The 24,697-nt window shown below is 73.8% G+C and carries 28 protein-coding genes and 2 tRNA genes; 15 read left to right on the top strand and 15 right to left on the bottom strand.

The annotated features are described in order from the left end of the window. Positions 1-146: 146 nt before the first annotated feature. Positions 147-1,136: a LuxR family transcriptional regulator gene (locus tag OSR43_RS00655; RefSeq protein WP_302268992.1), complete on the top strand. Its 990-nt coding sequence runs from the start codon at positions 147-149 to the stop codon at positions 1,134-1,136. A gap of 174 nt (positions 1,137-1,310) precedes the next feature. On the opposite strand, the gene OSR43_RS00650 is transcribed toward OSR43_RS00655, so the two are convergent. From OSR43_RS00650 to OSR43_RS00640, 3 genes are all read right to left on the bottom strand, one after another. After that, positions 1,311-1,451: a hypothetical protein gene (locus OSR43_RS00650; protein WP_302268991.1), complete on the bottom strand. Its 141-nt coding sequence runs from the start codon at positions 1,449-1,451 to the stop codon at positions 1,311-1,313. Positions 1,452-1,692: 241 nt separating this feature from the next. Then, positions 1,693-1,786: transfer RNA gene (locus OSR43_RS00645), tRNA-Ser, on the bottom strand. 101 nt (positions 1,787-1,887) lie between these two features. After that, entirely contained in the window at positions 1,888-2,385 is a 498-nt protein-coding gene (locus OSR43_RS00640) for a hypothetical protein (protein ID WP_302268990.1), read from the bottom strand. A gap of 94 nt (positions 2,386-2,479) precedes the next feature. Between OSR43_RS00640 and OSR43_RS00635 the strand changes: the two genes are divergently transcribed. The 3 genes from OSR43_RS00635 to OSR43_RS00625 all read left to right on the top strand — a co-directional run bounded on the left by OSR43_RS00635 (position 2,480) and on the right by OSR43_RS00625 (position 3,300). After that, a complete protein-coding gene (locus OSR43_RS00635; protein ID WP_302268988.1) occupies positions 2,480-2,869 on the top strand; it encodes a hypothetical protein in 390 nt (129 codons plus the stop codon). 49 nt (positions 2,870-2,918) lie between these two features. Then, positions 2,919-3,006 (top strand) — tRNA-Ser (locus OSR43_RS00630). A 63-nt stretch (positions 3,007-3,069) separates the two neighbouring features. After that, entirely contained in the window at positions 3,070-3,300 is a 231-nt protein-coding gene (locus OSR43_RS00625) for a biotin/lipoyl-binding carrier protein (protein WP_302268987.1), read from the top strand. Positions 3,301-3,433: 133 nt separating this feature from the next. On the opposite strand, the gene OSR43_RS00620 is transcribed toward OSR43_RS00625, so the two are convergent. Both OSR43_RS00620 and OSR43_RS00615 read right to left on the bottom strand, forming a co-directional pair. Then, positions 3,434-4,522, bottom strand: a complete 1,089-nt coding sequence (locus OSR43_RS00620) for a hypothetical protein (RefSeq protein ID WP_302268986.1) — start codon at positions 4,520-4,522, stop codon at positions 3,434-3,436. 11 nt (positions 4,523-4,533) lie between these two features. Further along, on the bottom strand, positions 4,534-5,301 hold the full coding sequence (locus tag OSR43_RS00615; protein WP_367891507.1) for a carbon-nitrogen hydrolase family protein: 768 nt from the start codon (positions 5,299-5,301) through the stop codon (positions 4,534-4,536). 58 nt (positions 5,302-5,359) lie between these two features. Between OSR43_RS00615 and OSR43_RS00610 the strand changes: the two genes are divergently transcribed. Genes OSR43_RS00610 through OSR43_RS00595 form a run of 4 tightly spaced genes read left to right on the top strand, consistent with a single transcriptional unit; the run spans position 5,360 to position 7,989 of the window. Beyond that, positions 5,360-5,941 (top strand): molybdenum cofactor guanylyltransferase, encoded by a 582-nt coding sequence (locus OSR43_RS00610; RefSeq protein WP_302268985.1) that lies wholly within the window; start codon positions 5,360-5,362, stop codon positions 5,939-5,941. A gap of 51 nt (positions 5,942-5,992) precedes the next feature. Then, the gene (locus tag OSR43_RS00605; protein WP_302268984.1) at positions 5,993-6,313 is read left to right on the top strand and encodes a DUF6457 domain-containing protein; all 321 of its coding nucleotides are present in this window, start codon (positions 5,993-5,995) and stop codon (positions 6,311-6,313) included. A 53-nt stretch (positions 6,314-6,366) separates the two neighbouring features. Continuing rightward, complete coding sequence (locus OSR43_RS00600; RefSeq protein ID WP_302268982.1) at positions 6,367-7,344, top strand: NAD(P)H-quinone oxidoreductase; 978 nt, start codon at positions 6,367-6,369, stop codon at positions 7,342-7,344. Between the two features lie 30 nt (positions 7,345-7,374). Then, complete coding sequence (locus OSR43_RS00595; RefSeq protein ID WP_302268981.1) at positions 7,375-7,989, top strand: bacterial proteasome activator family protein; 615 nt, start codon at positions 7,375-7,377, stop codon at positions 7,987-7,989. 9 nt (positions 7,990-7,998) lie between these two features. Here the strand turns inward: OSR43_RS00595 and OSR43_RS00590 are convergent, their stop codons facing one another. From OSR43_RS00590 to serS, 5 genes are read right to left on the bottom strand one after another with little or no spacing between them, the layout of a single operon-like run. Then, positions 7,999-8,628: a hypothetical protein gene (locus OSR43_RS00590; protein WP_302268980.1), complete on the bottom strand. Its 630-nt coding sequence runs from the start codon at positions 8,626-8,628 to the stop codon at positions 7,999-8,001. A 9-nt stretch (positions 8,629-8,637) separates the two neighbouring features. Then, positions 8,638-9,459 carry an HAD hydrolase family protein gene (locus OSR43_RS00585; RefSeq protein WP_302268978.1) on the bottom strand — a complete coding sequence of 274 codons (822 nt, stop codon included), beginning with the start codon at positions 9,457-9,459 and terminating at the stop codon, positions 8,638-8,640. Continuing rightward, positions 9,456-9,947, bottom strand: a complete 492-nt coding sequence (locus OSR43_RS00580) for a GNAT family N-acetyltransferase (RefSeq protein ID WP_302268977.1) — start codon at positions 9,945-9,947, stop codon at positions 9,456-9,458. Before OSR43_RS00580 ends, OSR43_RS00585 begins: the two co-directional genes overlap by 4 nt. Positions 9,948-9,949: 2 nt before the next feature. Beyond that, the gene (locus OSR43_RS00575; RefSeq protein WP_302268976.1) at positions 9,950-10,816 is read right to left on the bottom strand and encodes an HAD family hydrolase; all 867 of its coding nucleotides are present in this window, start codon (positions 10,814-10,816) and stop codon (positions 9,950-9,952) included. Beyond that, the gene (serS, locus tag OSR43_RS00570) at positions 10,813-12,090 is read right to left on the bottom strand and encodes a serine--tRNA ligase (protein ID WP_302268974.1); all 1,278 of its coding nucleotides are present in this window, start codon (positions 12,088-12,090) and stop codon (positions 10,813-10,815) included. Before serS ends, OSR43_RS00575 begins: the two co-directional genes overlap by 4 nt. Positions 12,091-12,169: 79 nt before the next feature. Here serS and OSR43_RS00565 point away from each other — a divergent pair, with 79 nt between their 5' ends. Next, entirely contained in the window at positions 12,170-13,744 is a 1,575-nt protein-coding gene (locus OSR43_RS00565; RefSeq protein WP_302268973.1) for a YegS/Rv2252/BmrU family lipid kinase, read from the top strand. Positions 13,745-13,758: 14 nt separating this feature from the next. On the opposite strand, the gene OSR43_RS00560 is transcribed toward OSR43_RS00565, so the two are convergent. Genes OSR43_RS00560 through OSR43_RS00545 form a run of 4 tightly spaced genes read right to left on the bottom strand, consistent with a single transcriptional unit; the run spans position 13,759 to position 17,758 of the window. Further along, entirely contained in the window at positions 13,759-14,847 is a 1,089-nt protein-coding gene (locus tag OSR43_RS00560; RefSeq protein ID WP_302268971.1) for a CaiB/BaiF CoA-transferase family protein, read from the bottom strand. Beyond that, the gene (locus OSR43_RS00555; protein WP_302268969.1) at positions 14,844-15,461 is read right to left on the bottom strand and encodes a TetR/AcrR family transcriptional regulator; all 618 of its coding nucleotides are present in this window, start codon (positions 15,459-15,461) and stop codon (positions 14,844-14,846) included. Before OSR43_RS00555 ends, OSR43_RS00560 begins: the two co-directional genes overlap by 4 nt. A 44-nt stretch (positions 15,462-15,505) precedes the next feature. Continuing rightward, positions 15,506-17,086, bottom strand: a complete 1,581-nt coding sequence (locus OSR43_RS00550; protein WP_302268968.1) for a class I adenylate-forming enzyme family protein — start codon at positions 17,084-17,086, stop codon at positions 15,506-15,508. A gap of 33 nt (positions 17,087-17,119) precedes the next feature. After that, positions 17,120-17,758 carry a nitroreductase family protein gene (locus OSR43_RS00545; RefSeq protein WP_302268967.1) on the bottom strand — a complete coding sequence of 213 codons (639 nt, stop codon included), beginning with the start codon at positions 17,756-17,758 and terminating at the stop codon, positions 17,120-17,122. 186 nt (positions 17,759-17,944) lie between these two features. On the opposite strand from OSR43_RS00545, the gene OSR43_RS00540 reads away from it, so the two are divergent. Next, on the top strand, positions 17,945-19,888 hold the full coding sequence (locus OSR43_RS00540) for an NAD(P)/FAD-dependent oxidoreductase (protein ID WP_302268966.1): 1,944 nt from the start codon (positions 17,945-17,947) through the stop codon (positions 19,886-19,888). 19 nt (positions 19,889-19,907) lie between these two features. On the opposite strand, the gene OSR43_RS00535 is transcribed toward OSR43_RS00540, so the two are convergent. Continuing rightward, positions 19,908-20,306: a DUF4446 family protein gene (locus OSR43_RS00535; RefSeq protein WP_302268965.1), complete on the bottom strand. Its 399-nt coding sequence runs from the start codon at positions 20,304-20,306 to the stop codon at positions 19,908-19,910. Positions 20,307-20,329: 23 nt separating this feature from the next. On the opposite strand from OSR43_RS00535, the gene OSR43_RS00530 reads away from it, so the two are divergent. The 5 genes from OSR43_RS00530 to OSR43_RS00510 all read left to right on the top strand — a co-directional run bounded on the left by OSR43_RS00530 (position 20,330) and on the right by OSR43_RS00510 (position 24,683). Continuing rightward, the gene (locus OSR43_RS00530) at positions 20,330-21,169 is read left to right on the top strand and encodes a prephenate dehydratase (RefSeq protein ID WP_302268964.1); all 840 of its coding nucleotides are present in this window, start codon (positions 20,330-20,332) and stop codon (positions 21,167-21,169) included. Between the two features lie 54 nt (positions 21,170-21,223). Next, positions 21,224-21,826: a TMEM165/GDT1 family protein gene (locus OSR43_RS00525; RefSeq protein WP_302268963.1), complete on the top strand. Its 603-nt coding sequence runs from the start codon at positions 21,224-21,226 to the stop codon at positions 21,824-21,826. A gap of 19 nt (positions 21,827-21,845) precedes the next feature. Further along, positions 21,846-23,099 (top strand): arginine deiminase, encoded by a 1,254-nt coding sequence (locus tag OSR43_RS00520; protein WP_302268962.1) that lies wholly within the window; start codon positions 21,846-21,848, stop codon positions 23,097-23,099. Between the two features lie 138 nt (positions 23,100-23,237). Further along, positions 23,238-23,600: a Crp/Fnr family transcriptional regulator gene (locus OSR43_RS00515; RefSeq protein ID WP_302268961.1), complete on the top strand. Its 363-nt coding sequence runs from the start codon at positions 23,238-23,240 to the stop codon at positions 23,598-23,600. A 15-nt stretch (positions 23,601-23,615) separates the two neighbouring features. Then, positions 23,616-24,683, top strand: a complete 1,068-nt coding sequence (locus OSR43_RS00510; RefSeq protein WP_302268960.1) for an adenylate/guanylate cyclase domain-containing protein — start codon at positions 23,616-23,618, stop codon at positions 24,681-24,683. Positions 24,684-24,697 lie beyond the last annotated feature (14 nt).

Raw genomic sequence — 24,697 nt, 5'->3', positions numbered from 1 at the left:
CACCCCGCAGCACCCCACCGGGGGCCCCGTCCGCACGGACGGGGCCCCCGTGGCGCGTGTGGCGCCCTGTGCCAAGATCGGAACGTCTCGGAGCCTTTGGCAGGCGTGCCCACGTGTGCCCGCAGTGTGAGAGCAAGGGGAGGTCCGTGGACGAGTACGACTCGCAGGACCGGCAGCTGTTCGAGACCGTCGCCGCGCCGCTGTACGAGGAGATGCTGACCGAGGCCGGGCTGGCGCCCGACGACCCCCGGCTCGCCACGGACGAGACGCTCCGCCGTGCGCTCGACCTCCTCGTCGAGCTGGGCCTGGTCCGTCACGACGCGGAGTCCGACCGGTGGCTGCCCGAGGACCCCACCAGCACGGTCGCGCGCGTGGTCTCCCCCCTGGGTCGCGAGGGCGCGCGCCTGCTCCAGGAGTCGGCCGCCTGGTCCTCGACGCTGGCCAGCCTGGGGCAGGCCTGGCGACGTACGCCGCAGGCCACGGAGGTCGGGCCGTTCACCTACCTGCGCGCCGAGGCCATCGGGCCGTTCCTCGCCGGCCTGGTCGCGGAGTGCCAGGAGGAGGCGCTCACCGCGCAGCCGCAGACCGGCCGCGACCTGCAGCTCTCGGCCGGCATCACCCAGCGCGACAGCGCCCTGCTCGAGCGCGGCGCCCGGATCCGCACGCTCTACCAGCACAGCGCCCGGCGCAGCAGCGCCACCCGCGAGTACGTCGCCGCGGTGACGGCCCGCGGTGCCGAGGTCCGCACGCTCGACGAGTTCTTCAACCGGATGATCGTCATCGACCGGCGGGTCGCGGTCATCCCCAGCGGCGACGACCTCAGCGTCGCGCTCGCCGTGCGCGAGCCGTCGGTGGTCTCCTACCTCGTCGACGTCTTCGAGCGCTCGTGGGAGCGGGGCCGGCCCTTCACCAGCCGCAGCGCGACGATGCTCAAGGACATCGCCGCCGAGCAGCGCGCGATGACCCTGCGGATGCTCATCGAGGGCCATCCCGACCCTGTCTCGGCCAAGCGGCTCGGCGTCAGCCCCCGCACCTACGCGGGGTACGTCGCCGACCTCAAGAGCGAGTTCGAGGCGGAGACGCGCTTCCAGCTCGGCTACACGATCGGCCAGCGCGGCATCTCCGGCGAGGAGTGACCGCCGGTCCGCCTCGGGTCCCGCGCGACCGGCCCCCGAAATCGCTCGAGGCCAGCGACGGGGGGATGTCGCTGGCCTCGAACGGGGCTCGGGAGCCGCCCGTCCTAGGGGGGCTTCGGACGATGCTGTGCCGCGGGGGGAGCGGCAGCGGTCCCGAGCTGGCTTGGGGGGTGGCTACTTACCGCCTCCGCTGTGCGGGGCGACGCGGTAGCCCCAGCTGGTGTCGGCGTGCGCGGCCGGAGCGGAGATGCCGAGCAGGCCGACGCTGACGGCGGCTGCTGCGAACGTGATGCCCACCTTGCGAACGATCTTCATGAGTCCCACCTCTGTGTCCTGTGTCCCCGGCGCCCACGGCGGTGCCGGAACCTCAGTCTGTCCCGGCCCGTCGGGGGGCAGGCGCGGAACGATGGGTCAGAAAACTGCAGTGCAAGAAGTTGCAGCACGCGGGCAGCACTGAGCCGCCGACCACGGACAGCGCGATCGGCGGTGGGGAGCACCCGCACGGCACCGTAGTGCAGATCGGCCCCCGTGCGGATCAACCGCACGGGGGCCAGGCTGGCGGAGGCGGCGGGATTTGAACCCGCGAGAGGGTTGTAGCCCTCAACCCGCTTAGCAGGCGGGCGCCATAGACCGGACTAGGCGACGCCTCCTCGACAGCCCGCACAGGCTACAAGGCGGCGCGCCGGTGCGGCCAATCAGGGGCGGTCCCCACCGCTCCGGCGCGTCGCACGCCCGGAGCGGTCAGGTCCGGTCAGAGCGGCCGGAGGCCCTCGCCGCGCCGCAGCCGGTGCTGCAGGTCCCGCACGAGCTGCTCGGGGTCGGCGTCGAGCACCTCGACGGGGATCGTGGTGGTGGAGCCGTCCTCCAGGCGGAGCAGGACGCACCGGATGCCCCGCGGCGAGACGGTCGCGGCCTCGGCCACCTGCTTCCACGGCGCGGCCTTGACCCCGGCCCCACGGACCAGCCGCACCCGGTAGCCGTACTCGTCGAAGCGGACGACCGCGAGCCGCGAGCGCAGCCACCAGCCGAGCCCGAGCACCGCGGCCACCCCCAGGACGAGCAGCACCACCAGGACGTCGGCCGGCATCCCCGCGAGGGCCACCAGCGCCGTGCCGACGAGGACCAGGACCGCGAGCAGGACGAGCGCGAGCCCGACGAACCGGACGGCGACCAGCGGCGCCAGCCGGTACTCCACCGGGGCGTCGGCAGGGTCTGCGCTCGGTCCTGCGCTCGATGCTGGGTCGGACATGCCCCCGATTGTCCCCGGGCCCTTGCCGCCGCGCGCGGACGGGGTCCATGCTCGGAGGTCCAGGCCCGGGGCCCCGGGCGCTCGGGAGGTCGCCATGACGCTCGTGTCCCACCAGCCCGCCGAGACCCTGGCCGCGCTCGCCGCCCTGGCCGCCGCCGCCGGCCCGCCGGGCACGACCGAGCTGCCGGGCGCGTGGCGCTGGCGGGTCCACCGCCGGATGGCCGCCGTCCGCGACGCCCTGCTCGCCGAGACGGCCGGAAGCGCCGACGGCTGGCTCGCGGCCCGCGGCGGCACGGCGTACCGCGGTCGCGAGGTGCTGCTCACCCGCCTCGGCGTCCTCGGGGCGCGGGTGCTGACCGAGACTGACCTCGCGCCGGCCCACCGCGAGCTCGACCGGCTCGTCGTGGACATCGCCCACCACGTGCAGCGCCTCCACGACCTGGCCTACGACGAGGTGGAGCTGGAGCTGGGTGGGTCGGAGTAGGCGTCTCCTACACTCCTCCCGTCGGCCGGCGCGCGAGCACCGGTCGCACGGAGGGGTGCCGGAGTGGCCGATCGGAACCGCCTTGAAAGCGGTCGTAGGGAGACCTACCGCGGGTTCGAATCCCGCCCCCTCTGCCAGGTACGGCGGCCCGTCCCGGCCGGATGCCCGAGTACCCCCGGGTAACGACTAGCGTCGCCGGCATGGCCCGCGAACAGGTGAGCGAGATCGTCGCGGAGATGGTCGCCAACGTCATGACCGTGACCGTCGAGCCCGGCGCCGCGGTCGCCCCCGGCGACACCGTCGCGCTGCTGGAGTCGATGAAGATGGAGATCCCCGTCGTCGTCGAGCACGCCGGCACCGTCCGCGCCGTCAAGGTCGCGCCGGGCGACGTCGTCCAGGAGGGCGACGTGCTGCTCGAGATCGTCTCCTAGCCCGCTCGGTCGCCGGGTCGCCGGGCAGCCGGAAGATCCATCGGTCAGCCGATGAATCTCCTGGGTGGCCGATGAAATTTCAGCGGCCCACCGACAGCTTCATCGGCCAGCCGCTGAAGCTTCCCGACGACGGCTACAGCAGCGCCTCGGTACGCCGCGGCTCGGGCCGCCCGGCGGCCTCCTCCTCGGCCCGCCGCGAGCGCCGGCCCCGCGGGCCGGTGAGGGCGAGGTCGAGCCGGATGACGACGTACCCGATGACGAGCCCGACGACCGCGCCGTACACCACCGAGAGCGTGCACTCGAGCAGCGAGATCGAGGGGTTGGCGAGCGCGTTGGCGACGGGTGCGGTCGCGCAGACCCCGAAGGCGCAGACCCACCAGCCCTGGCGCCGCCGGGCGCGCATGTGGCACCCCCACACCAGCGCGGGGACCCCGAGCACCGTCTCGATCGGCCGGGGGAACGCGCCGAGGTGGTCGCGGCTCCAGCGCACGGCGTCGAGCAGCGAGCTGACCAGGCCCGGGGTGCCGTAGCGGCGCAGCAGCTCGGCGTAGGCCAGCGTCACCGCCAGCAGCACCGTCCCGACCAGCACGATGGCGACCCCCCGCCGGCCGAGCCCGTGCAGGCCGGCCCCCAGCCGGACGACGAGCAGGAACGCCGCGACGAGGGCGAGCCCGAGGGTGACGTACTCGAAGCGCACCAGCGCGATCCGCGGCTCGAAGCCGACGGTCGCGAGGGCGCCGACGGCCGCGACGAGCAGCGCGAGGGCGCACTCACGGGCCGCCTGGTGGAAGCGCCGGGCCGGGACCGTGCCCATCACCGCCAGGACCGCGCTGACCACGCAGGTGAGGACCGCGGCACCGGTGCGCAGGGCGTCCTCGTCGAGGACCACGGCCAGCACGCCGAGCAGGAGCGCGAGGCCGCCGAAGACGAGCGGTCGGCCGCCGGTCCGGGCCGCGAGCGCCCAGGTGTAGGTCACCGCGACCGCGACCGCGCCGGCCTCGCCGAGCCAGCCGGGGCCGACCGGCACCATCGCGGCGACCAGGGCGGCCAGCCCGAGGGCCGCGACCACCGCGGCCACGGCGACCTTGGCGCGGCCGCTCAGCGGCCCACGGCCCGGGGGACGCTCGCGGCTCCCCCGCTCGTCGCGCGGACGCCGCTCACGTGCGGGACGCTCCGGGCGCGGCGGCGGCTCGGCACGACGGCGAGGGGCGGTCCGGGACACGCCGGGCAACGTTACAGACGGCGGTTGGCCAACGAGGGGTTGGTGCGCCGGGCCTGCTCGAGCACGTCGGGACGCAGCTCCGCGGTCAGCAGCTCGGGCCCCTCGCCCGCCTCGGCCAGCACGTCGCCGAGCGGGTCGACCACCATGGAGTGGCCGCTGTAGCGCGGACCGGGCTGGCCGCAGGCCACGACGTACACGGTGTTCTCGATCGCCCGGGCACGGACCAGCGTGCGCCAGTGGTCGACCTTCCGCTCCCCCGCCACCCACGCCGCCGGTACCACCAGCACCTCGGCACCCTCGTCGACGAGCAGGCGCGCGAGCTCGGGGAAGCGCAGGTCGTAGCAGGTCATCAGGCCGACGCGGGCGCCCGCGACGTCGACGACCACCGGTGCCGGCGGGCCGGCGGTCAGCCGGTCGGACTCGCGATGGCCGAAGGAGTCGTAGAGGTGGACCTTGCGGTACGCCGCCTCGGCCGCCCCGCGGACGACGAGGGTGTTGTAGGGCCGGGCCGCGTCCGGGCCGGTCTCGAACATGCCGGCCACGACGGTGGTCCGGCGCACCGCGGCGACCCGGTCGACCTCGTCGGCGAAGCGTCCGTCGACCGGCTCGGCGTACGCACCCACGTCCGAGCCGGCCTCGCCGAAGTCGCGGGCGAAGGCCTCCGGGAGCACGACGAGGTCCGCGCCGGCCGGCACGAGGTCGGCCAGCCGCGCACGGTTGGCGTCGGGGTCCAGGCCGGCCGCCTCCTGGACGAGGGCCACACGCATCGGGGATCGCACGACCCCAGCGTGCCACCTCCGGAGCCGTCCGCTCGGAGCGGTGCGGCAGGATCGAGGCGTGCTGGAGAGCTTCTGCGCGGTCGTGCTGGCCGGGGGCCGCGCCGCCCGCCTCGGCGGGGCCGACAAGGCGTCGGTCGAGCTCGCCGGCCGCACCCTCCTCGCGCACGCCCTCGACGCGGTCGTCGACGCCGCGGAGGTCGTCGTGGTGGGCGACCCGGTGCCGACCGAGCGGCCGGTGACGTTCACCCGGGAGGACCCGCGGTACGGCGGGCCGGTGGCCGCCCTGCTCACCGGCCGCGACGCGCTGCTGCGGCGCACGCCCACGCTGGCGGTGCTGGCGGTGGACATGCCGCACGTGACCCCCCGGACGATCCGCCGGCTGCACGAGGCGGCGCAGGGCCGTGACGGCGCGGCGCTCGTGGACCCCGACGGCCGCCGGCAGCTCGCGCTGGTCCTCGACGTGGCCCGGCTCGACGCGGTACGACCCGGCCGTGAGGAGCAGCACGGCGCCGCCCTGCACCGGCTGCTCGAGCCGCTGGACCTCGCCGCCGTCCCGACCGAGGGCCGCGAGCACCGTGACCTCGACACCTGGGCCGACCTGCGCGAGCTGCGCGAGCAGGGGGACGACGACGCGCCCTGACCGGCCCGGGACGGTTGCGGCCGGAGCCCTCCGCTGGGCAGATTGGGGACCGTGAACCTCCACGACTGGATCGACGAGCTCAGCGACGTCCTCGACGTCGAGGAGGAGATGGACGAGGGGCTCGTCCTCGACCTCGCCCGCGTCGTCGCCCACGCGGTCGAGAGGCCGGCGGCGCCGGTGACCTCCTACCTCCTCGGGTACGCCGCCGGGGCGGCCGGTGCGAGCCCCGAGGAGGTCGAGCGGCTGGCCGCGAAGGCCCAGCGGCTCGCCGAGTCGTGGGACCGGCCGGCCGGTGCCGCGGACCCCGACGACGTGGCCGACGAGGTGCCCGACGACCGCGCCGTCGACCACAGCGGCGACACCCTCGACTGAGACCCGCCCGAGCGTCCGCCGGCCGGCGAGCGGGTCCCTCCTAGGGTGGGCACATGCGAGCCGTGATCGCCGACGGGGCCGGTGGGCCGGAGGTCCTCAGCGTGCAGGAGGTGCCGGACGTCGAGCCGGGGCCCGGCGAGGTGGCCGTCACCGTCGCCGCGACGGCGGTCAACCGCGCCGACCTGCTCCAGCGGCAGGGGTTCTACCCGCCGCCGAAGGGCGCCTCGGACGTGATCGGCCTGGAGTGCAGCGGCACGGTCGCCGCCGTCGGCGAGGGCGTGGAGGGCTGGTCGGTCGGGGACGAGGTGTGCGCGCTGCTGGCCGGCGGCGGCTACGCCTCCCGGGTCGTCGTGCCGGCCGGGCAGCTGATGCCGGTCCCCGACGGGCTCGACCTGGTGACCGCCGCCGCGGTGCCCGAAGTGGCCTGCACCGTGTGGTCGAACCTGTTCATGGTGGCCGGCCTGCGTCCCGACGAGAACCTGCTCGTGCACGGCGGCGCCGGGGGCATCGGCACCTTCGCGATCCAGCTCGCCGCGGCGACCGGCGCCCGCGTGCTGACGACGAGCGGGACGCCGGAGAAGCTGGCGTACTGCCGCGAGCTGGGCGCCGACGTGGCGATCAACTACCGCGACGAGGACTTCGTGGCGGCCGTGCGCGAGGCGACCGACGGCGTGGGCGCGGACGTCGTGCTGGACAACATGGGCGCGAAGTACCTCGGCCGCAACGTCGACGTGCTCGCCCCCGAGGGCCGGCTCGTCATCATCGGCATGCAGGGCGGCACCAAGGGCGAGCTGGACATCGCGAAGCTGCTGGGCAAGCGCGGCGCGGTCATCGCCACCTCCCTGCGCGGGCGGCCGGTGGCGGGCAAGTCCGCGATCTGCGCGTCCGTGGTCGAGCACGTGTGGCCGCTGCTCGCCGACGGCTCGGTCACCCCCGTCGTGCACGGGTCGATGCCGCTGGAGGACGTCGTCCGTGCCCACGAGCTGATGGAGTCCGGCGAGCACACCGGCAAGATCGTGCTCACCCTCTGAGGCTTGGGGGCCGGTCGATAGGGTCGATGCATGAGCGGTCCCGCGGAGGAGCAGGAGCAGCACGTCGTCGTCATCGGCCCGGACGGGCAGCCGATGGGGTCGGTCCCCGTCTCGGCGCTGCAGCAGCAGCAGGACGGCGCCGCCGGTGAGGACGGCGGCGAGGGCGAGCAGCAGCGCTCGGTGACCGACCTGGTCGAGCAGCCCGCGAAGGTGATGCGGATCGGCGGCATGATCCGCCAGCTGCTCGAGGAGGTGAAGGCCGCCCCGCTGGACGAGGCGAGCCGCAACCGGCTCAAGGAGATCCACGCCGCCTCGATCAAGGAGCTCGAGGCCGGCCTCGCGCCCGAGCTCGTCGAGGAGCTCAGCCGGCTGGCGCTGCCCTTCACCGAGGACGTCACGCCCTCCGAGGGCGAGCTCCGCATCGCCCAGGCCCAGCTGGTCGGCTGGCTCGAGGGGCTCTTCCACGGCATCCAGACCGCGATCTACGCCCAGCAGATCGCCGCCCGCACCCAGCTCGAGCAGATCCGGCGGGCCCTGCCCCCCGGCGCCGTCCCCGGCGCCCAGGGCGGGATGCCGACCATGGGTCAGCAGCCGCGGCAGGACCCCGGTCCGACCCCCGGTGAGTCCGGGGGCATGTACCTCTGACCCTCGCGGTCAGCGGCGGCCCAGCCGGCGCACGACGGCGAGGCCGAGCAGACCCACGAGGACCATCGCGAGGCCCGGTGCGGCGGTGCGCGAGAGCGGTGCAGGGCTGCCGTTGGCGACGCGGGTGAACTCCGCCGACTCCGGCGGGGGCTCGACCGGCGTCGTGCCGGCGCCGAGCAGGCGGGTCACCTGGGCGACCAGGCGTGGGTCGGCGGGAGCGGTTCGGCTCCCGGCCGAGGCGATCATGGTCCCGGCGCGCCGGTCGACGAAGAACAGGTAGTCCGAGCCGACCTCGAGGCGACCGAGCCCGGAGCCGCAGGCCTCGCGCCCCCCGACCGTGCGGACGTCGACCTGCTCGGCGGCCAGCCCGCCCTTCCACACCCGCGAGACGGCGACCTCGTGGTCGTGGACCGCTCGCCCCCCGGAGCGCTCGGTCGTGACGTCCTCGACCGTGCCCGAGAAGACCGCGTCGGCCTGGCGCGTCGCGTCCTGGACCGTGGGCGTCGGGCAGCGGGGCGGCGCCTGCGCGGCGACCGCAGCCGGCACCGCAGCCGGCACCGCGACGCCAGGACCGACGAGGCACGCAGCCGCCACGGCGGCGCTCGCGAGGAGTCGGCGGGCGGCTGGCACGAGGAGCATCACAACAGATCAGAGCCCGAAGACACCAGCCAGGACCCGTGCGACGCCGTCCTCGTCGTGGCCGGGCGCGACGTGGGCCGCCGCGGCGGTGACCGTCGGGTGCGCGTCGGCCATGGCGTACGCCGTACCGGCCCAGCCGAGCATCGGGAGGTCGTTGGGCATGTCCCCGAAGGCGATGACGTCCGCGGCGTCGATGCCGAGGTCGCGGCAGAGCAGCTCGAGCGTGGAGGCCTTGGTGACGCCCGGTCCGCTGACCTCGAGCAGCGTGGTCGCCGAGGACCAGGTGAAGGTGAGCCGGCCGTCGTTCACCTCCTCGGCGCGGTCCCAGAACTCCTGCGGGGCGAGCTCCTCGTGACGGACCAGCAGCTTCAGCGGCGGCCGGGCCAGGAGGTCCTCGACCGGGGCGCGCCGGGAGCCGGCCGGCATCTCGTAGCGCTCCATGAAGTCCGGCTCCAGGCCGATGCCGTCCAGGTCCTCCACGGCGTACGCCGTGCCCGGCACCGCGGCGCGCAGGTCGCGGCACACCTCGAGCGCCAGCGCCGGCGGGATCGGGCGCTCCAGGTGGATGCGGCTGCGGGCGACGTCCCACACGAGCGCCCCGTTGGAGATGATCGCCAGGCCGTGCTCGCCCACGTGCTCGAAGACCTCCTCGGCCCAGCGCAGCGGCCGCCCGGTCACGAAGACCACCGGCACCCCGAGCGCCTCGACCCGGACCAGGACGTCGGCGGTGTAGTCCGACACGGTGCCGTCGGAGCGCACGAGGGTGCCGTCGAGGTCGGTGGCGACCAGCCGGGGCGTGCGGTCCGGGCGGGAGGAGCCGTCGGCGCTCACGGCAGCGGCCTCGCCATCACGAGGTTGCCGTCCTCGTCGGAGCCGCGGAGCCCGGTGAAGCCGGCCTTGGCCAGCACCCGGATGCCGGACCGGTTGCCCGGCGCGACGGCGGCGCGGACGAGCACGCCGACGGCGTCCGTGGCGGCCAGGACGGTCCGCAGCGCCTCGGTGGCGAAGCCGTAGCCGTGCGCCTCCTCGACCAGGCCGTAGCCGACCTCGGCCTCGGGCGGCTCGCCGCCCGGCGGCCCGTAGAAGCCGATCGAGCCCAGGACGGTGCGCCCGCGGACCACCGAGCGCGGGCCCCAGGTGTCGCCCTCGGCCCAGATGGTCGCGGCGTCGGCGTCGTCGCGCCGCGGGAAGTCCGGGTGCCACTCCGCTCGCCGCCGCCCCGCGCGGATGTCGGCCACCTCGGCCGCGGTCCACAGCGGCAGGCGGAGGCGCTCGGAGACGAGCAGCTCCGGCAGCTGGGGCGGCACCGGCGCGGTCACGCTCAGCGCTCCGGGAACCAGCGGGAGATCTCCTTCGCCGCGCCGTCCTCGTAGACCTCGCCGGTGACGGCGTCCGCCGCCTCCCGGACGACCTCGATGGCCTGGCCCATCGCGACCCCGCGGCCGGCCCACTGCAGCATCTCGATGTCGTTGCGGCCGTCGCCGATCGCCAGGACGTCCGCGGCGGTGCAGCCGAGCTCGGCGCACACGTGCGCCAGGCCGGAGGCCTTGGACACCCCGATCGGGGCGATGTCGAGCCAGGCGGTCCAGCCGACGATGTAGTTGGTGCCGTGCAGGCCGAGCTCCTCGGCGAGCGCGACGAACTCGTCGGCGGTCGCCTCGGGGTCGCGGATGATGACGCGGCTGACCGGTCCGGCCACGAGCTCCTCGAGCTCGGTGACGATCATGTCGCCGGAGAGCTCCCCCTCGGGGAAGTGGGAGGTCACCCGGTAGCCGACGCCGCGCTCCTCGACCGCCACCAGGGCCTTCGGGTGCCGCTCGAGCACCGCCTTGACCGCCGGGCCGGCGTCGAAAGTCTCCTCGTGGACCACCTCGAGCGGCGGGTAGCGGAAGACCACCGCGCCGTTGGACGCGACGACCCACAGGGCGTCGTCGTCGGTGTGCTCGCCGGGGTGCAGGTCCAGCAGGTCGGCGATCGTGGTCATGCCGTGGGGCGAGCGCCCCGAGGCGAGCACCACGTGGCCACCGGCCTCGCGGACGCGCCGCACGGCGTCGTACACCGCCGGCGCGATCTCCTCGTGGGTGGTCCCGCCGCCCTCGACCCACTTGAGCAGCGTGCCGTCGATGTCGAGCGCGACGACCTTCGGCTGCCACCCCTCGGTGCCCGGCGCCGGGGAGGGCGCGCTCACGGGGCCACCGGCCGGAGGACCTCGAGGCCGCCCATGAACGGCTGCAGCGCCTTCGGTACGCGGACCGAGCCGTCGGCCTGCTGGTGGGTCTCGAGGATCGCGACGATCGCGCGGGTCACCGCGGTGAGGGTGCCGTTGAGCGTCGCGGCCGGGCGCACCCCCGCGTCGTCGCGCACGCGGATGTCGAGGCGGCGGGACTGGAACTCGGTGCAGTTGGAGGTCGAGGTGAGCTCGCGGTACTTGCCCTGGGTCGGGATCCACGCCTCGCAGTCGAACTTGCGGGTGGCCGACAGGCCCAGGTCGCCGGTCGCGACGTCGATCACGCGGTAGGCCAGCTCGAGCTTGTCGAGGAACTCCCGCTCCCAGGCCAGCAGCCGCTCGTGCTCGACCGGGGCCTCCTCGAGGGTGGTGTAGACGAACATCTCCACCTTGTCGAACCAGTGGACCCGGATGATCCCCTTGGTGTCCTTGCCGTGCGACCCGGCCTCCTTGCGGAAGCAGGGGCTGAACGCGGCGTACCGCAGCGGCAGCGAGCCGCCGTCGAGGATCTCGTCGGAGTGGTACGCCGCCATCGGGACCTCCGAGGTCCCGACGAGGTAGAGGTCCTCCCCCTCGATCCGGTAGACGTCGTCGGCCGCCTGGCCGAGGAAGCCGGTGCCGTCCATGGCCCGCGGACGCACCAGGGAGGGCGCGATGACCTGGGTGAAGCCGGCCTCGCGGGCCTGCTCCATCGCCAGGTTGACGAGCGCGAGCTCCAGCTGCGCGCCGACGCCGGTGAGGAAGTAGAAGCGCGAGCCGGAGACCTTGGCCCCCCGCTCGAGGTCGATGGCGCCGAGCATCCGGCCGAGCTCGATGTGGTCGCGGGGCTCGAAGCCCTCCGCGGCGAAGTCGCGCGGGGTGCCGACCTCCTCGAGCACGACGAAGTCGTCCTCGCCGCCCTCGGGGGCCTCGGGGGACGCGAGGTTCGGCATCGACATCAGCGCCGCCTGCCACTCCTCCTCGGCCGCCGCCTGCGCCGTCTCGGCCTCCTTCACCTCGGCGGCCAGCGCCTTGGTGCGGGCCAGCAGCTCGGCCCGCTCCTCGGGCGAGGCCTTCGGGATCTGCTTGCCGAGCTGCTTCTGCTCCGCGCGCAGCGACTCGAAGGCGCTGATCGCCGTCCGGCGGGCGCCGTCGGCGGACAGCGCGCGGTCGACCACCTCGTCGGACAGACCGCGCTTGGCCTGGGCGGCGCGCACGCGGTCGGGGTCGTCTCGCAGGATGCGGGGGTCGATCATGTCGGCAAGGCTATCCGGGCGGTTCCGGGCCGCTCACGCGAGTTCCGGGCACGTGCTACCGGCCGGTCATACTGTCGAGGTGCTGGACCGTCCCCGCGTCGCCCCGCTGAGCTGGGCCGTCCTCTGCTTCGTCCTCCTCGGGCTGCTCGGCCTGGGTGTGGCGCAGGGCTGGGGCCCGCTCGCCACCTTCGACGACCGAGGCGACCCGGCCCAGCAGTGGGCGGTCGACGCCGGCTGGCTCTCCGGCCCGCTGCGCTGGATCGAGGTGGCGTTCGCGACGACCGGCATGACCGTGCTGACGCTCGTGCTGGCGGCGGCGATGTTCCTCAAGAAGCACGCCCGCGCCGCGGCGTACGTGCTGGCCGTGATGGTGGCGACCTCGCTCGCGACCACCGGACTGAAGCTGTGGATCGGCCGCGAGCGACCGGAGTGGCAGCTGAGCGAGGCGCTGCTGAGCACCAAGTCCTTCCCCTCCGGGCACGCCTCCTCGATCGCGGCGTTCGGCGGCGTGCTCGTGGTCCTCGTGGCGATGCTGGTGCGGCGCTCGAGCGTGCGGCGGGCGGCGTACGTCGCCGTCGGGCTCGTCGTGCTGCTCGTGTGCCTCGACCGGGTGCTCCTGGGGCGGCACTTCCCCTCCGACGCGGTCGGCGGCGTGCTGCTCGGCTCGGGCATGGTCCTGCTCGGGCTGGCGGTGCTCAGCCCGCTGCCGCGCAGCATCGCGGACAAGGCGGAGCCGCTGCCGGAGGTGTTCAGCTCGGCGCACCGGCTCGCGGTGATCGTGAACCCGATCAAGGTCGAGGACCTCGACGCGTTCCGGGCGACCGTGACCTCGATGGCGGTGGAGGCCGGCTGGTCCGAGCCGCGCTGGCACTACACGACCGTCGAGGACCCGGGCGGCGGCATGGCCGAGCAGGCGTCGGTCGACGGCACCGACCTGATCCTCGTCTGCGGCGGCGACGGCACCGTCCGAGAGGTCTGCGCCGAGCTGGCCGGCACCGGGATCCCGGTCGGGATCATCCCGGCCGGCACCGGCAACCTGCTGGCCCGCAACCTCGGCATCCCGCTCTACCTGCGCTCGGCGATCGACATCGGGCTCAACGGCCAGGACCGCGCCATCGACCTCGTCGAGGTCGAGGGCGACGGCATCGAGCCGGCCCACTTCATGGTGATGGCGGGCATGGGCTTCGACGCCGCGATCATGGAGGGCGTCAACGAGGACCTCAAGAAGCGGGTCGGCTGGGTCGCCTACGTCGTCTCCGGCATGAAGTCGCTGATGTTCCCCGCGGTGAAGGTGGAGGTCTCCGTCGACGGCGGGGAGTTCACCAAGCACCGCGCGCGCACCGTCGTCGTCGGGAACGTCGGCTTCCTCCAGGCCGGCATGCCGCTGCTGCCGGACGCGGCGATCGACGACGGCACCCTGGACGTCGTCATCCTGCACCCGCGCAACTTCCTGGCCTGGGTGCCGCTGGCGTGGCGGGTCATGCTCAAGCGGCCGCACACCGACGAGCTCGTCGACCGCAAGACCGGCGCCTCGGTCGTCGTCCGCGCGGAGCGGGAGACCCCCCGACAGCTCGACGGCGACTCGATCGGCCCGGGCCGCGAGCTGCGGATGCAGTGCGTCCACGGGCGGCTGCTGGTGCGCGTCCCCCGCTAGCGGAGCGCCGGGGCTCAGGACCAGGAGGCGAGGACCTGCTCGCCACCGACGACCGACGGCGGTACGGGGGTCCGCGGCGCACTCCGGGAGAACCGTGGGGCCGGCGCGGCCTGCAGGTGCCCGTCGACCTCGACGTACGCCGCACGAGCGCGGGCGTGCGGATGCGCCGGAGCCTCGGAGAGGTCGAGGACCGCCGTGACGCAGGCGTCGGTCCCGTCGACGACCGAGGCCCACTCGTCGCGGGTGCGGGTCACGAACCGACCGCCGAGCAGGGCGCGCTGCCGCGGCCACTGCGTGGCGTCCCAGCGGTCGCCGACCACGGCCGGGTCCAGGTCGAGCAACTCCAGCAACGTGCGCCAGAACGGCTCCTCGAGCGCACCGACGGCGACGTACCGCCCGTCCGCGCAGGTGTAGGTCGTGTAGCACGGCGCACTGCCGTTGAGCAGGTCGCTCGCGCGGTCCCCCGTGCTGCGCCCGGCGGCGAGCCAGGACCACTGCAGCTGGCCGAGCAGGTTGGCCCCGTCGACCATGGCGGCGTCGACCACCTGGCCATCTCCGGAGGTGGCGCGCTCCAGCAGCGCGGCCAGCACACCGGCGACGAGCAGCATCGACCCGCCGCCGAAGTCCGCGACCAGGCTGAGCGGCGGCGCGGGGGGTCCGTCGGCAGGCCCCATCAACCCCAGCAGCCCGGTCGTCGCCAGGTAGTTGATGTCGTGCCCGGCCGCCCGCGCCAGGGGGCCGTCCTGCCCCCACCCGGTCATCCGGGCGTAGACCAGCCGCGGGTTGCGCCGGCGGCACTCCTCCGGGCCGAGGCCGAGCCGCTCGGTGGTGCCCGGGCGGAAGCCCTCGACCAGCACGTCGGCACGGTCGACGAGGTCGCGGACGAGCGCGAGGTCGGCAGGGTCCTTGAGGTCGGCCTCCACGACGCGGCGGCCGCGCCAGAGCCCGGCGTCGGCGTCGGTGACGCCGTCGGGACCGGCCTGGGCGGCCCGGCGGACCTGGACGACGTCCGCGCCGAGGTCGGCGAGCACCATGCACGCGTGCGGGGTGGGGCCGAGCCCGGCCAGCTCGACGACACGGAGCCCGGCGAGGGGAGCGCTCATGCGCTGTCGCCCTCAGGTGCCGCCCCGGCCCGACGGCGCAGCACGCCGTCGACGGCGAACCCGACGTACGCCTCGGCGAGCACCTCGACGTCGTGGTCGTCCCGCAGCCACCACACGATGCCGTTGAGCATGTCCAGCACCGCGATCGCGGCCCGGGTCGCGTCCTCGACGTCCAGGACGCCGCTGCGGGCCCCGGCGGCGATGACGTCGCGGACCCGTCGCTGGTAGTAGCGGCGGTAGTCGGCGACCTCGGCGCGGTGCTCGGGCGTCAGGGCGGAGAGCTCACGCAGGCTCACCAGGTGCTCGACGCGGTGCTCGGCGAGGCTCAGCACGTGGGCCCTGACCAGCGCGGCCAGCCGCTGGTCAGGGGTCCCCTCGGTCTCCAGGACCGGCAGGTGCCGTTCGTCCCAGTCGCGCGTCATCCGCAGCGCGATGGCGTGGAGGATCTCCTCCTTCGAGCCGAAGTGGTTGTAGAGGCTCGCGCCCTTGATGCCGACGGCCTGGGCGATCTCGCGCATCCCCACGGCGTGGTAGCCCTGCTCGGCGAAGCAGGCCGCCGCGGCGACGACGATCCCCTCCCGGCGGTCCAGGGTGGACGGTCGGACGGCCGGCACGGACTCCTGCGACGCCGAGGCGCCGGTGGCTGGTCGCTCCAGGACTACTGCGCCCCTCTCGCGTGCGTGCGCCGCAGCTCCCGCTTGAGCAGCTTGCCCTGCGGGTCGGTCGGCAGCTCGGACATGACGTGCACGGCCTTCGGCACCTTGTACGACGCCATCTCACCACGGCAGTGCCGCTGGAGGTCCTCGCCCGTCGTCGTCGAGCCCGCCCGCAGCACGACGAAAGCGGTGACGACCTCCGACCAGTAGGCGTCGGGCAGGCCGACGACCGCGGCACGCTCGACCTCCGGGTGGGCCTGCAGCGCGCGCTCGACCTCCTGGGAGGAGACGTTGAGCCCGCCCGACTTGATCATGTCCTTGCTGCGGTCGAGGAAGAACAGGTTGCCCTCGGCGTCGCGCCGCACGATGTCGCCGGTGTGCACCCAGCCGTCGGCGAGCACCTGCGCGGTGCGCTCGGGGTCGCGGAAGTAGCCGGCCATGACCGAGGGCGTCCGGCACCACATCTCTCCGCTGTCGGCGTCGTTGCCGAGCGGGTCGACCACGCGCACCTCGAGGTGCCCGACCGGCTTGCCGATCCAGGTCGGGTCCTGGTCCGGGATGTCCTCGAGCCGCTTGAACCAGCCGACCGACCCGAGCTGGGTCAGCTCCGACTGCCCCCAGTAGGTGCCCCAGATCGCGCCCGGGGCAGCCGCCGCCCACGCGTCGATGGCGTGCGGCGAGACCTGGCCGCCGTAGGTCAGGCAGCGCTCGACGCTGCCGACGCTCGCCGGCGCGAAGTCGGCGTGGTTGGCCAAGGAGATGAAGAAGGTCGGCGTCTGGGCGATGACCGTGATGCCCTCGTCCCGGATCAGCCGCAGTGACGTGCCGGCCTCGACGGTGGCGGGCAGGACCAGCGTGGCGCCCAGGGTGATCAGGGAGGTGGCCGAACCGATGCCGGCGATGGTGTGGAAGGGCATCACGTAGAGCCACACGTCGTCGGGCAGGCAGCGCAGGCCCCAGGTGTAGGCGGGCGTGGTCGAGACGAGGTAGTTGCGGTGGGGGATCATCACGCCCTTCGGCGCGGCCTCCGTCCCGCTGGTGTAGACGACCTGGGCCAGGTCGTGCTCGTCGACCTCGCAGTCCGGCTCGGCGTCCGAGGCGTCCGCGCACAGTGCGTCGAAGGAGCGCCAACCCGCCGCCGTGCCGAGAACGACCCGCTGGGGCCGCGGACCGTCCTCGAGCGCGGCGTCGACGACCTGCACGAACTCCTCCGCCACCACGACCGCGGCCGGCTCCAGGTGGAGGAGCTGCTGGGCGACCTCGCGCTGCCCGAAGAGCGGGCTGACGCCGGAGTAGGCGGCGCCGACCTTGAGCGTCCCGTAGTAGGCCACCAGCGTCTCGACCCGGTTGCGCGCCATCACCGCGACCCGGTCACCCCGGCCGACACCGAGCCCGAGCAACGCGTGCGCGAAGCGGTTCGACAGGGCGTCGAGCTCGGCGTACGTGGTGACCGTGCGGACGCCGTCGGCGTCGTGCGCCACGACCGCCGGCTTGTCGCGCAGGGTCCGGCCGTGCCGGCGCAGCTGGTCGCCCAGCGTGGCGCGTCCGAGGGGGGAGCGCTGGAGGTCGGTCAGCTCAGTCATCGGTGGGGCCTCGTTCCGGGTGGTCGCGGGAGGTCAGGCGAACATCGGGGTCGAGAAGTCGTCGCGGAACGCGATCTCCTCGACGGGGGTGCGCGTCAGCTTCTTCGGGAAGCCCTTGGCCGGGTAGCCGACCGCCACCAGCGCGGCGGTGATGAAGCCCTCGGGGATGCCGAGCAGCTCCTTGACCTTCGGCTCCTCCGCGCACAGCAGGGTCGTGATCGCCGACGCGACGCCCTCCTGGCGCAGGGCGAGGGTGAGGTTCTGCACCGTGGGGTAGATCGAGGCTCCGCCCACGACGCTCAGGCGGCCCAGCTCGTGGTCGGTGGGGTGCAGTCCGTCCAGCTCGGCGCAGACGACGAGCAACGTGGGGACCTCGGCGAGGTGGTGGGCGAAGTGGTTGGCGCTCTGCACGGTCTTCGGGACGGCGCCGACCGCCTTGGTGCCCTCCACGATCGCGGCGTAGTAGCCCTCCCAGTAGGGGAGGTAGAGGTCGGCCAGGGCCTTCTTCTTGGCCTCGTCCTGGACGACGATCCACCGGACCGGCTGGCGGTTGCCCCCCTGCGGACCGAAGCGCGCGTCGTCGAAGGCACGGTGGAGCACCTCGTCCGGCACCTGCTCCTCGGTGTAGTACCGGCAGGTCCCGGTGGACCGCATCGCCTCGCTGAGCTCCATGACTCTCCCTCTCGCAGACTGACGACCGTTAGTGTGATCGTTGTCGCAGAGACTAACGGCCCGGAGGTCGGCGTCAAGTCACAGCATCGGTTCTTTGCCGAGAGGGGCACAGAACAGACGACTCCCACCGGTCCCACCACCACCAGCTGCTGGCGTCTTGAACTATCGACTGTTAGTTTTTGTCGCGTGACCACATCAGCACCGCCTGCCCCCAGCCGTCCAGGTGATGCGGACCGCCTCGAGGCCGCGCTCGAGGCGGCGAACGTCCCGACGCTCCTCGCGGTGCTGGTGCAGCTCACCGGCGACGAGCGGTGGATGGCCGACCGCTGGCGCCCCACCCGCCCCCGCGGGATGGACGACAACCGCACCGGCGGCCTGCCCGTCGAGGTGCAGGCCGAGGTGCGCGCCGCCGTCGCGGCCGCGGTCCGCGAGCACTGGGGCGGACGTGCTCCGGCGCTGCCCGCGCCCACGGAGGACGACGTCGTCCGGATCCTCGACTTCACCGCCGGCGAGGAGGTCCCGCACGAGTTCGCGCCGATGATGGCCGAGATCGTCCGCGGCACCCCCGCTCCTGCGGTCGCACCGCTGCCGGCCGGCCACGACGTCCGCGCGATCGTCATCGGCGCCGGCATCGCCGGCATGCTCGCCTCGGTGCGGCTGGCCGAGGCCGGGGTGCCGCACGTCGTCCTGGAGAAGAACGACGGCGTGGGAGGCTCGTGGTACGAGAACCGCTACCCCGGGGCCGGCGTGGACACGCCCAGCTACCTGTACTCCTACTCCTTCTTCGACCACGACTGGTCGACCCACTTCGGCAAGCGGGACGAGGTCCAGGCCTACCTCGACGCCTTCGCCGACGCCCACGGGTTGCGCGAGCGCGTCCGCTTCGGGACCGAGGTCACGCGTGCGGCGTACGACGCCGATGCCCAGCGCTGGCGCGTCAGCACCCGGACCGCCGACGGGTCCGAGGGCGAGCTCGACGCCACCGTGCTGATCAGCGCGGTGGGGCTGCTCAACCGGCCGAAGGTGCCACCGCTGCCCGGCCTCGACACGTTCGAGGGCCCGCTGTTCCACTCCGCCGAGTGGCCCGAGGAACTCGCGGCCGAGGACCTCGCCGGCAAGCGCGTCGCGGTGGTCGGGACCGGCGCGAGCGCGATGCAGATCGGACCGGCGGTCGTCGACACCGTCGGCTCACTGACGGTCTACCAGCGTTCGCCTCAGTGGGTGGCGCCGAACGACCTGTACTTCGAGCAGGTCGGCGACGACGTGCACTGGGTGATGTCGCACGTCCCGTACTACCGCGGGTGGTACCGCGCCCGACTGTCCTGGATCTTCAACGACAAGGTCCACCCGACGCTGCAGGTCGACCCCGAGTGGTCCGAGGAACGCGCGTCGATCAATGCCGCCAACCACGGCCACCGCGGGTTCTACGAGCGCTACCTGCGCGGGCAGCTGGGCGACCGGGAGGACCTGGTCGAGAAGGCACTCCCGGACTACCCGCCCTTCGGGAAGCGGATGCTGCTCGACAACGGTTGGTTCCGCATGCTGCGCCGGCCCCACGTCGAGCTGGTCACCGAGTCGGTCACCGCCGTCACGCCGACCGGCCTGGTCGACTCCGCGGGCGTCGAGCGCGAGTTCGACGTCGTCGTCCTGGCCACCGGCTTCCACGCCGACCGGATGCTCTACCCGATGGACGTCGTCGGCCGGTCCGGACGCACGACCCGCGACGTCTGGGGCGACCACGACGCCCGCGCGTACCTCGGCGTGACCGTGCCCAACTTCCCCAACTTCTACGTCATGACCGGCCCGAACACGGCGCTCGGCCACGGCGGCAGCTTCATCACCATCCTCGAGTGCCAGGTCCGCTACATCATGGCGGCCATCGCTGCGATGGTCCGCGAGGGCGCCGGCGCCCTGGAGTGCCGGCCCGAGGTCTGCGAGGACTACAACCGGCGGGTCGACGAGGCCCACGCACGGATGGTCTGGACCCACCCGGCGATGGACAACTGGTACCGCAACGCCGAGGGCCGCGTCGTCTCCGTGCTGCCCTGGCGGATCATCGACTACTGGACCCTGACCCGCGAGGTCGACCTCGACGACTACCTCGTCGAACCGCTCCGCCGGTCCGCCTGACCCGGCGCCGGCCGGCGGCTCAGGGGCGGGCGGCGGAGACCGCCTCCTCCTCCTCGGGGGAGAGCTGCTGCTCGCAGGTCCAGCCGGCGACGTTCTTGGCGTAGGTGCGCGAGTCGCTGCGGCCGTGGATCGAGGTCAGCACGACGCCGTTCCCGCCGTCGTCGACCAGGGCCAGCGACCAGGACAGGTGCCCGCCCATATCGCCGAAGGCGTCGTACCGCACGACGGCGAGGTGGCGCAGCGCGTCGCGCGTCTCGGCCCGCAGGGCGGCGACCTCCTGGCGCAGGCCGTGCACGTCCTCGGGGAGGGCGTCGACCGGAGCGGTGCGGGGCGCGGACGCGGTGCGCCTCAGCGCGAGCACGGCGAAGACGACGGCCACGAGGGCGACCACCAAGGAGAGCACTGCGAGGACGGCCACGGCGCCGACCCTAGACTGCGGCCGTGCCCGACGCCCGCCGCATCGCCTACCAGGGCGAACCCGGAGCCAACTCCCACATCGTGTGCGCCCAGCACTACCCCGACTGGGAGGCGCTCGCCTGCGCGTCGTTCGAGGACGTCTTCGCCGCCGTCGAGGGCGGTGACGCGGACCTGGCGATGATCCCGATCGACAACTCGATCGCCGGCCGCGTCGCCGACATCCACCACTTCCTGCCCGGCTCGGGCCTGCACATCATCGGCGAGCACTTCCTGCGCATCCGCTTCCACCTCATGGGTGTCCCCGGCTCGTCGCTGGAGTCGATCAGGACGGTGCACAGCCACGTGCACGCGCTGGGCCAGTGCCGCAAGGTCATCCGCGAGCACGGCCTGCAGCCGGTCATCTCCGGCGACACCGCCGGCGCCGCCCGCGAGGTCGCCGAGGCGGCCGACCCCACCCAGGCCGCGATCTCCCCGCCGCTGGCGGCCGACATCTACGGGCTGCAGGTCCTCGCCGAGGACGTCGAGGACGAGGAGCACAACACCACCCGCTTCGTCGTGCTCTCCCGCGACCTGCAGGAGGCCGAGCGCGGCAGCGGACCGGTCGTCACCAGCTTCATCTTCAACGTGCGCAACCTGCCCGCAGCGCTCTACAAGGCGCTGGGCGGCTTCGCCACGAACGGCGTCAACATGACCAAGCTGGAGAGCTACATGGTCGGCGGGCAGTTCACCGCCACCCAGTTCCTCGCCGAGGTCGACGGCCACCCCGACGACCCGGGCCTGGCCCGCGCGCTGGAGGAGCTGGCGTTCTTCACCACCGACATCAAGGTGCTCGGGGTCTACCCCGCCGACCCGTTCCGCGCCTGAGGGCTGCCGCCGCACCCTCCCGACCACCCTCCCCGCACCGGAAAGCAGCACCTCATGGACCTCGCCGTCGCGGCGATCGCCTTCGGCACGATCTTCCTCGTCGAGCTGCCGGACAAGACGTTCCTGGCCACGCTCGTCCTCTCCACCCGCTACCGGCCGCTGCTGGTGTGGATCGGCGTGGGCCTGGCCTTCGCCGTCCAGACGACCATCGCCGTGCTGCTCGGCCACGCGGCGTCGTTCCTGCCCGAGGAGGTCGTCCAGGTCGCGGCCGCGGTCATGTTCCTCATCGGAGCGGTCCTCCTGCTCCGCGAGGCGCGGGCGCACCAGCGCGACCGCGACGCCGACGAGGGGGCGGAGTTCGCCGAGCGGGCCAAGCCGGCGACCGGCTGGCGCGCGGTGCTCGCGTCGTTCCTGGTCCTGCTGGCCGCCGAGTGGGGCGACCTCAGCCAGCTGCTCACGATCTCGCTCGTGGCGCGGTACGAAGCGCCGTTCGAGGTCTTCGTCGGCGCCCTGGGCGCCCTGCTCGCGGTCAGCGGGCTCGCGGTGCTCGTCGGCCGGACGCTCATGCGCTGGGTGCCGATGCACGTGCTGTTCTACGCGGGCGCGGGCGTGTGCCTCGTGCTCGAGGCGTTCCTGATCTGGGAGCTGGTCCGCTGACGCGCCTACAGTTCCGGCCATGAGCGAGCAGCAGGCCCGGTACGGGGCCGACAGCGAGGTCGGACGGCTGCGGACGGTGGTGCTCCACCGGCCCGGGCCGGAGCTGAAGCGGCTGACCCCCCGCAACAACGACAAGCTGCTCTTCGACGGCATCCCGTGGGTCGCCCGCGCGCAGGAGGAGCACGACGCGTTCGCCGAGGCGCTGCGCACCCGCGACGTCGAGGTGCTCTACCTGACCGAGCTGCTGACCGAGACCCTCGAGCAGGAGTCGGCCCGCAACCACGCGATCAACTCCGCGCTCACCGGCCTGCACCTGGGCGACACGATGCGCGGCTACCTGGCCGGGTTCCTGCGCGAGGCGTCCCCGGCGGAGCTGACCGAGTACCTCACCGCGGGGATCCGCAACGACGAGGTCCGCGGCGGCTTCGGCCTGGTCACCTCGCTGCTGGCCAGCGACGACTTCCTGGTCGACCCGCTGCCGAACCTGCTGTTCACCCGCGACTCCAGCGTGTGGGTCCGCGACCGGGTGGCCGTCACCTCGCTGTCGATGCCCGCGCGCAAGCGCGAGACCCAGCTGACCGAGCTGATCTACACCGAGCACCCGCGGTTCCGGGGCACCCGCCGCATCCACGGCTGGCACAGCGAGCACGTCGAGGGCGGCGACGTGCTGCTGCTCGCCCCCGGTGTCATCGCCGTCGGCGTCGGCGAGCGCACCACCCCCGCGGGGGTCGAGCGGTTCGCGCGGCAGGTCTTCCACGCCGACCTCGCCCACACCGTGCTGGCCGTGCCGATCGCCCAGGAGCGGGCCACCATGCACCTCGACACGGTCTGCACCATGGTCGACGTCGACAAGATCGTGATGTACCCGAACGTCGCCGACTCCCTGCAGGCGTACGCCGTCACGCTGGACGCCGCCGCCGGCGACGCTCCTCCCGGCGAGCGCGGGGACGCCGGCGCGCTGACCCTGCGGGTGGCCGACGCCGAGCCGTTCCTCGTCGCGGCCGCCAAGGCGATGGGGATCGACACCCTGCACCAGATCGACACCGGCCTGGACCCGGTCACCGCCGAGCGCGAGCAGTGGGACGACGGCAACAACACCCTGGCGCTCTCGCCGCGGGTGGCCGTCGCCTACGAGCGCAACGTCGAGACCAACGACCGGCTCGAGGCGGCCGGCATCGAGGTCGTCCGCATCGCGGGATCCGAGCTCGGGTCCGGGCGCGGCGGCCCTCGCTGCATGAGCTGCCCCGTGACGCGCGACCCGCTGCCGGTCTGACCCTCCGTCCGGCCGCACCCGACCCCGCCGACGCGCCGGTGTGGCAGCCGTCTCCTTCACACCCCGGGGCCGGTCTGCGAGGATCGACCGCGGGAGGGGACCCGCCGTCGCACCGTTCGCGGTGAGTAAGGAACGCACATGAGCGTCTCGTTCTTCGAGAACTTCACCCCGCAGGAGGTCGCCCGGATCAGTGCCGCCGGCACCCGGGTCCACCTGCCCGAGGGCTGGTCGCCGATCTCGGAGCGGACCCCGGCCGACAAGGCCTACATCCTCCTCGAGGGCCGCGTCTCGGTGCGCCGGGGCAAGGAGGAGATCGCGCAGCTCGGCCCGGGCGACATCATGGGCGAGAAGGCGATCGTCGGGCACTCGCTGCGCACCGCCTCGATCGTCGCGCTGACCCCGCTGGACCTGATCCACCTCACCGCCGAGGCCGTCGAGCGGCTGTCGGAGGAGATGCCCTCCTTCCGCGAGGCGCTGAACGCCGTCGTCGAGTCCCGCTGACCGCGGTCGCCGCCCGTGGCTGACGACGGGGAGCGGCTCGACCTCACCGGCGCCGTCGAGGCGGTCGAGCGCTTCCTGCTCCAGGAGGAGCCGCGGTTCACCCGCGACGAGGTGATCGAGCAGTCCGGCGTGGAGGAGGCCGTCGCCGAGGAGCTGTGGCGGTGGCTGGGGTTCCCCCAGGCCGACCACGACGACGTGGCGTTCACCCGCCTGGACGTCGACTCCCTGCGGCAGGCCGTCGAGCTGGTCGAGCTCGGCGTGCTCACGGAGGACCGGCAGGCGGCGCTGGTGCGCACCTGGGGGCGCAGCTTCGCCCGGCTCGCGGAGTGGCAGACGACGCTGCTGGCCGACGTCGCGCTCGAGGAGGGCGTCGGCGACCCGGTCGCGCGGGTCGCCGAGCTGGCCGAGGAGGTGCTCCCCCGGGTCGAGGCGCTCCAGTCCTACGTCTGGCGACGCCACCTGGTCAGCGCCGCGGGGCGACTGCTCGCCGTGGACTCCCCCGGCTCGCCGGCCACGTCGCTGGCGGTCGTCTTCGTCGACATCGTCGGCTACACCTCGCGCAGCAAGGGGCTCGACGAGGCCGGACTGGTCGGCTGGCTGGAGGGCTTCGAGTCGGTCTGCACCGACATCGCCGTCGAGCACGGCGGCCGGGTCATCAAGAACATCGGCGACGAGGTGCTGCTGGTCGCCGACGACCCGCTCGCGGCCGCCGCGATCGCCCTGCGGATGGTCGAGCGCGGAGCCGACCCCGACGACCCGTTCCCCGAGGTGCGTGCCGGACTGGCGTACGGCGCGGTGGTCAGCCGGCTCGGCGACGTCTTCGGCCCCACCGTCAACATCGCCGCACGGCTGACCTCCCTCGCCCGGCCCGGGACGGTGCTCGTCGACCGCGGGGCCCACGACGCGCTGTCGGGCCGACCGCCGGCCGACGACGCCGACCGCGACGACCAGGACGCCGACCGCGACGACCAGGACGGGGACGACGAGGACGCCGGCGACGCGCCGTACCGCTTCCGCCGGGTGCGCCGCACCTCGGTCAAGGGCTACTCGCGGCTGCAGCCCTGGGTGCTGCGGCGACGCTAGGTCCCGGCGCCGGC

The organism is Nocardioides sp. Arc9.136 (assembly GCF_030506255.1).
Lineage (GTDB): Bacteria > Actinomycetota > Actinomycetes > Propionibacteriales > Nocardioidaceae > Nocardioides.
This window is presented reverse-complemented; position numbering and strand designations above follow the sequence as displayed.

What these genes read in the sequence shown, in the direction of transcription:
- OSR43_RS00640 (WP_302268990.1), bottom strand. Translation starts at nt 2,385, where the DNA reads ATGTCCGACCCAGCATCGAGCGCAGGACCGAGCGCAGACCCTGCCGAC.
- OSR43_RS00595 (WP_302268981.1), top strand. Translation starts at nt 7,375, where the DNA reads ATGAGCGGTCCCGCGGAGGAGCAGGAGCAGCACGTCGTCGTCATCGGC.
- OSR43_RS00635 (WP_302268988.1), top strand. Translation starts at nt 2,480, where the DNA reads ATGACGCTCGTGTCCCACCAGCCCGCCGAGACCCTGGCCGCGCTCGCC.
- OSR43_RS00650 (WP_302268991.1), bottom strand. Translation starts at nt 1,451, where the DNA reads ATGAAGATCGTTCGCAAGGTGGGCATCACGTTCGCAGCAGCCGCCGTC.
- OSR43_RS00600 (WP_302268982.1), top strand. Translation starts at nt 6,367, where the DNA reads ATGCGAGCCGTGATCGCCGACGGGGCCGGTGGGCCGGAGGTCCTCAGC.
- OSR43_RS00515 (WP_302268961.1), top strand. Translation starts at nt 23,238, where the DNA reads ATGAGCGTCTCGTTCTTCGAGAACTTCACCCCGCAGGAGGTCGCCCGG.
- OSR43_RS00525 (WP_302268963.1), top strand. Translation starts at nt 21,224, where the DNA reads ATGGACCTCGCCGTCGCGGCGATCGCCTTCGGCACGATCTTCCTCGTC.
- OSR43_RS00625 (WP_302268987.1), top strand. Translation starts at nt 3,070, where the DNA reads ATGGCCCGCGAACAGGTGAGCGAGATCGTCGCGGAGATGGTCGCCAAC.
- OSR43_RS00550 (WP_302268968.1), bottom strand. Translation starts at nt 17,086, where the DNA reads ATGACTGAGCTGACCGACCTCCAGCGCTCCCCCCTCGGACGCGCCACG.
- serS (WP_302268974.1), bottom strand. Translation starts at nt 12,090, where the DNA reads ATGATCGACCCCCGCATCCTGCGAGACGACCCCGACCGCGTGCGCGCC.
- OSR43_RS00520 (WP_302268962.1), top strand. Translation starts at nt 21,846, where the DNA reads ATGAGCGAGCAGCAGGCCCGGTACGGGGCCGACAGCGAGGTCGGACGG.
- OSR43_RS00560 (WP_302268971.1), bottom strand. Translation starts at nt 14,847, where the DNA reads ATGAGCGCTCCCCTCGCCGGGCTCCGTGTCGTCGAGCTGGCCGGGCTC.
- OSR43_RS00545 (WP_302268967.1), bottom strand. Translation starts at nt 17,758, where the DNA reads ATGGAGCTCAGCGAGGCGATGCGGTCCACCGGGACCTGCCGGTACTAC.
- OSR43_RS00590 (WP_302268980.1), bottom strand. Translation starts at nt 8,628, where the DNA reads ATGCTCCTCGTGCCAGCCGCCCGCCGACTCCTCGCGAGCGCCGCCGTG.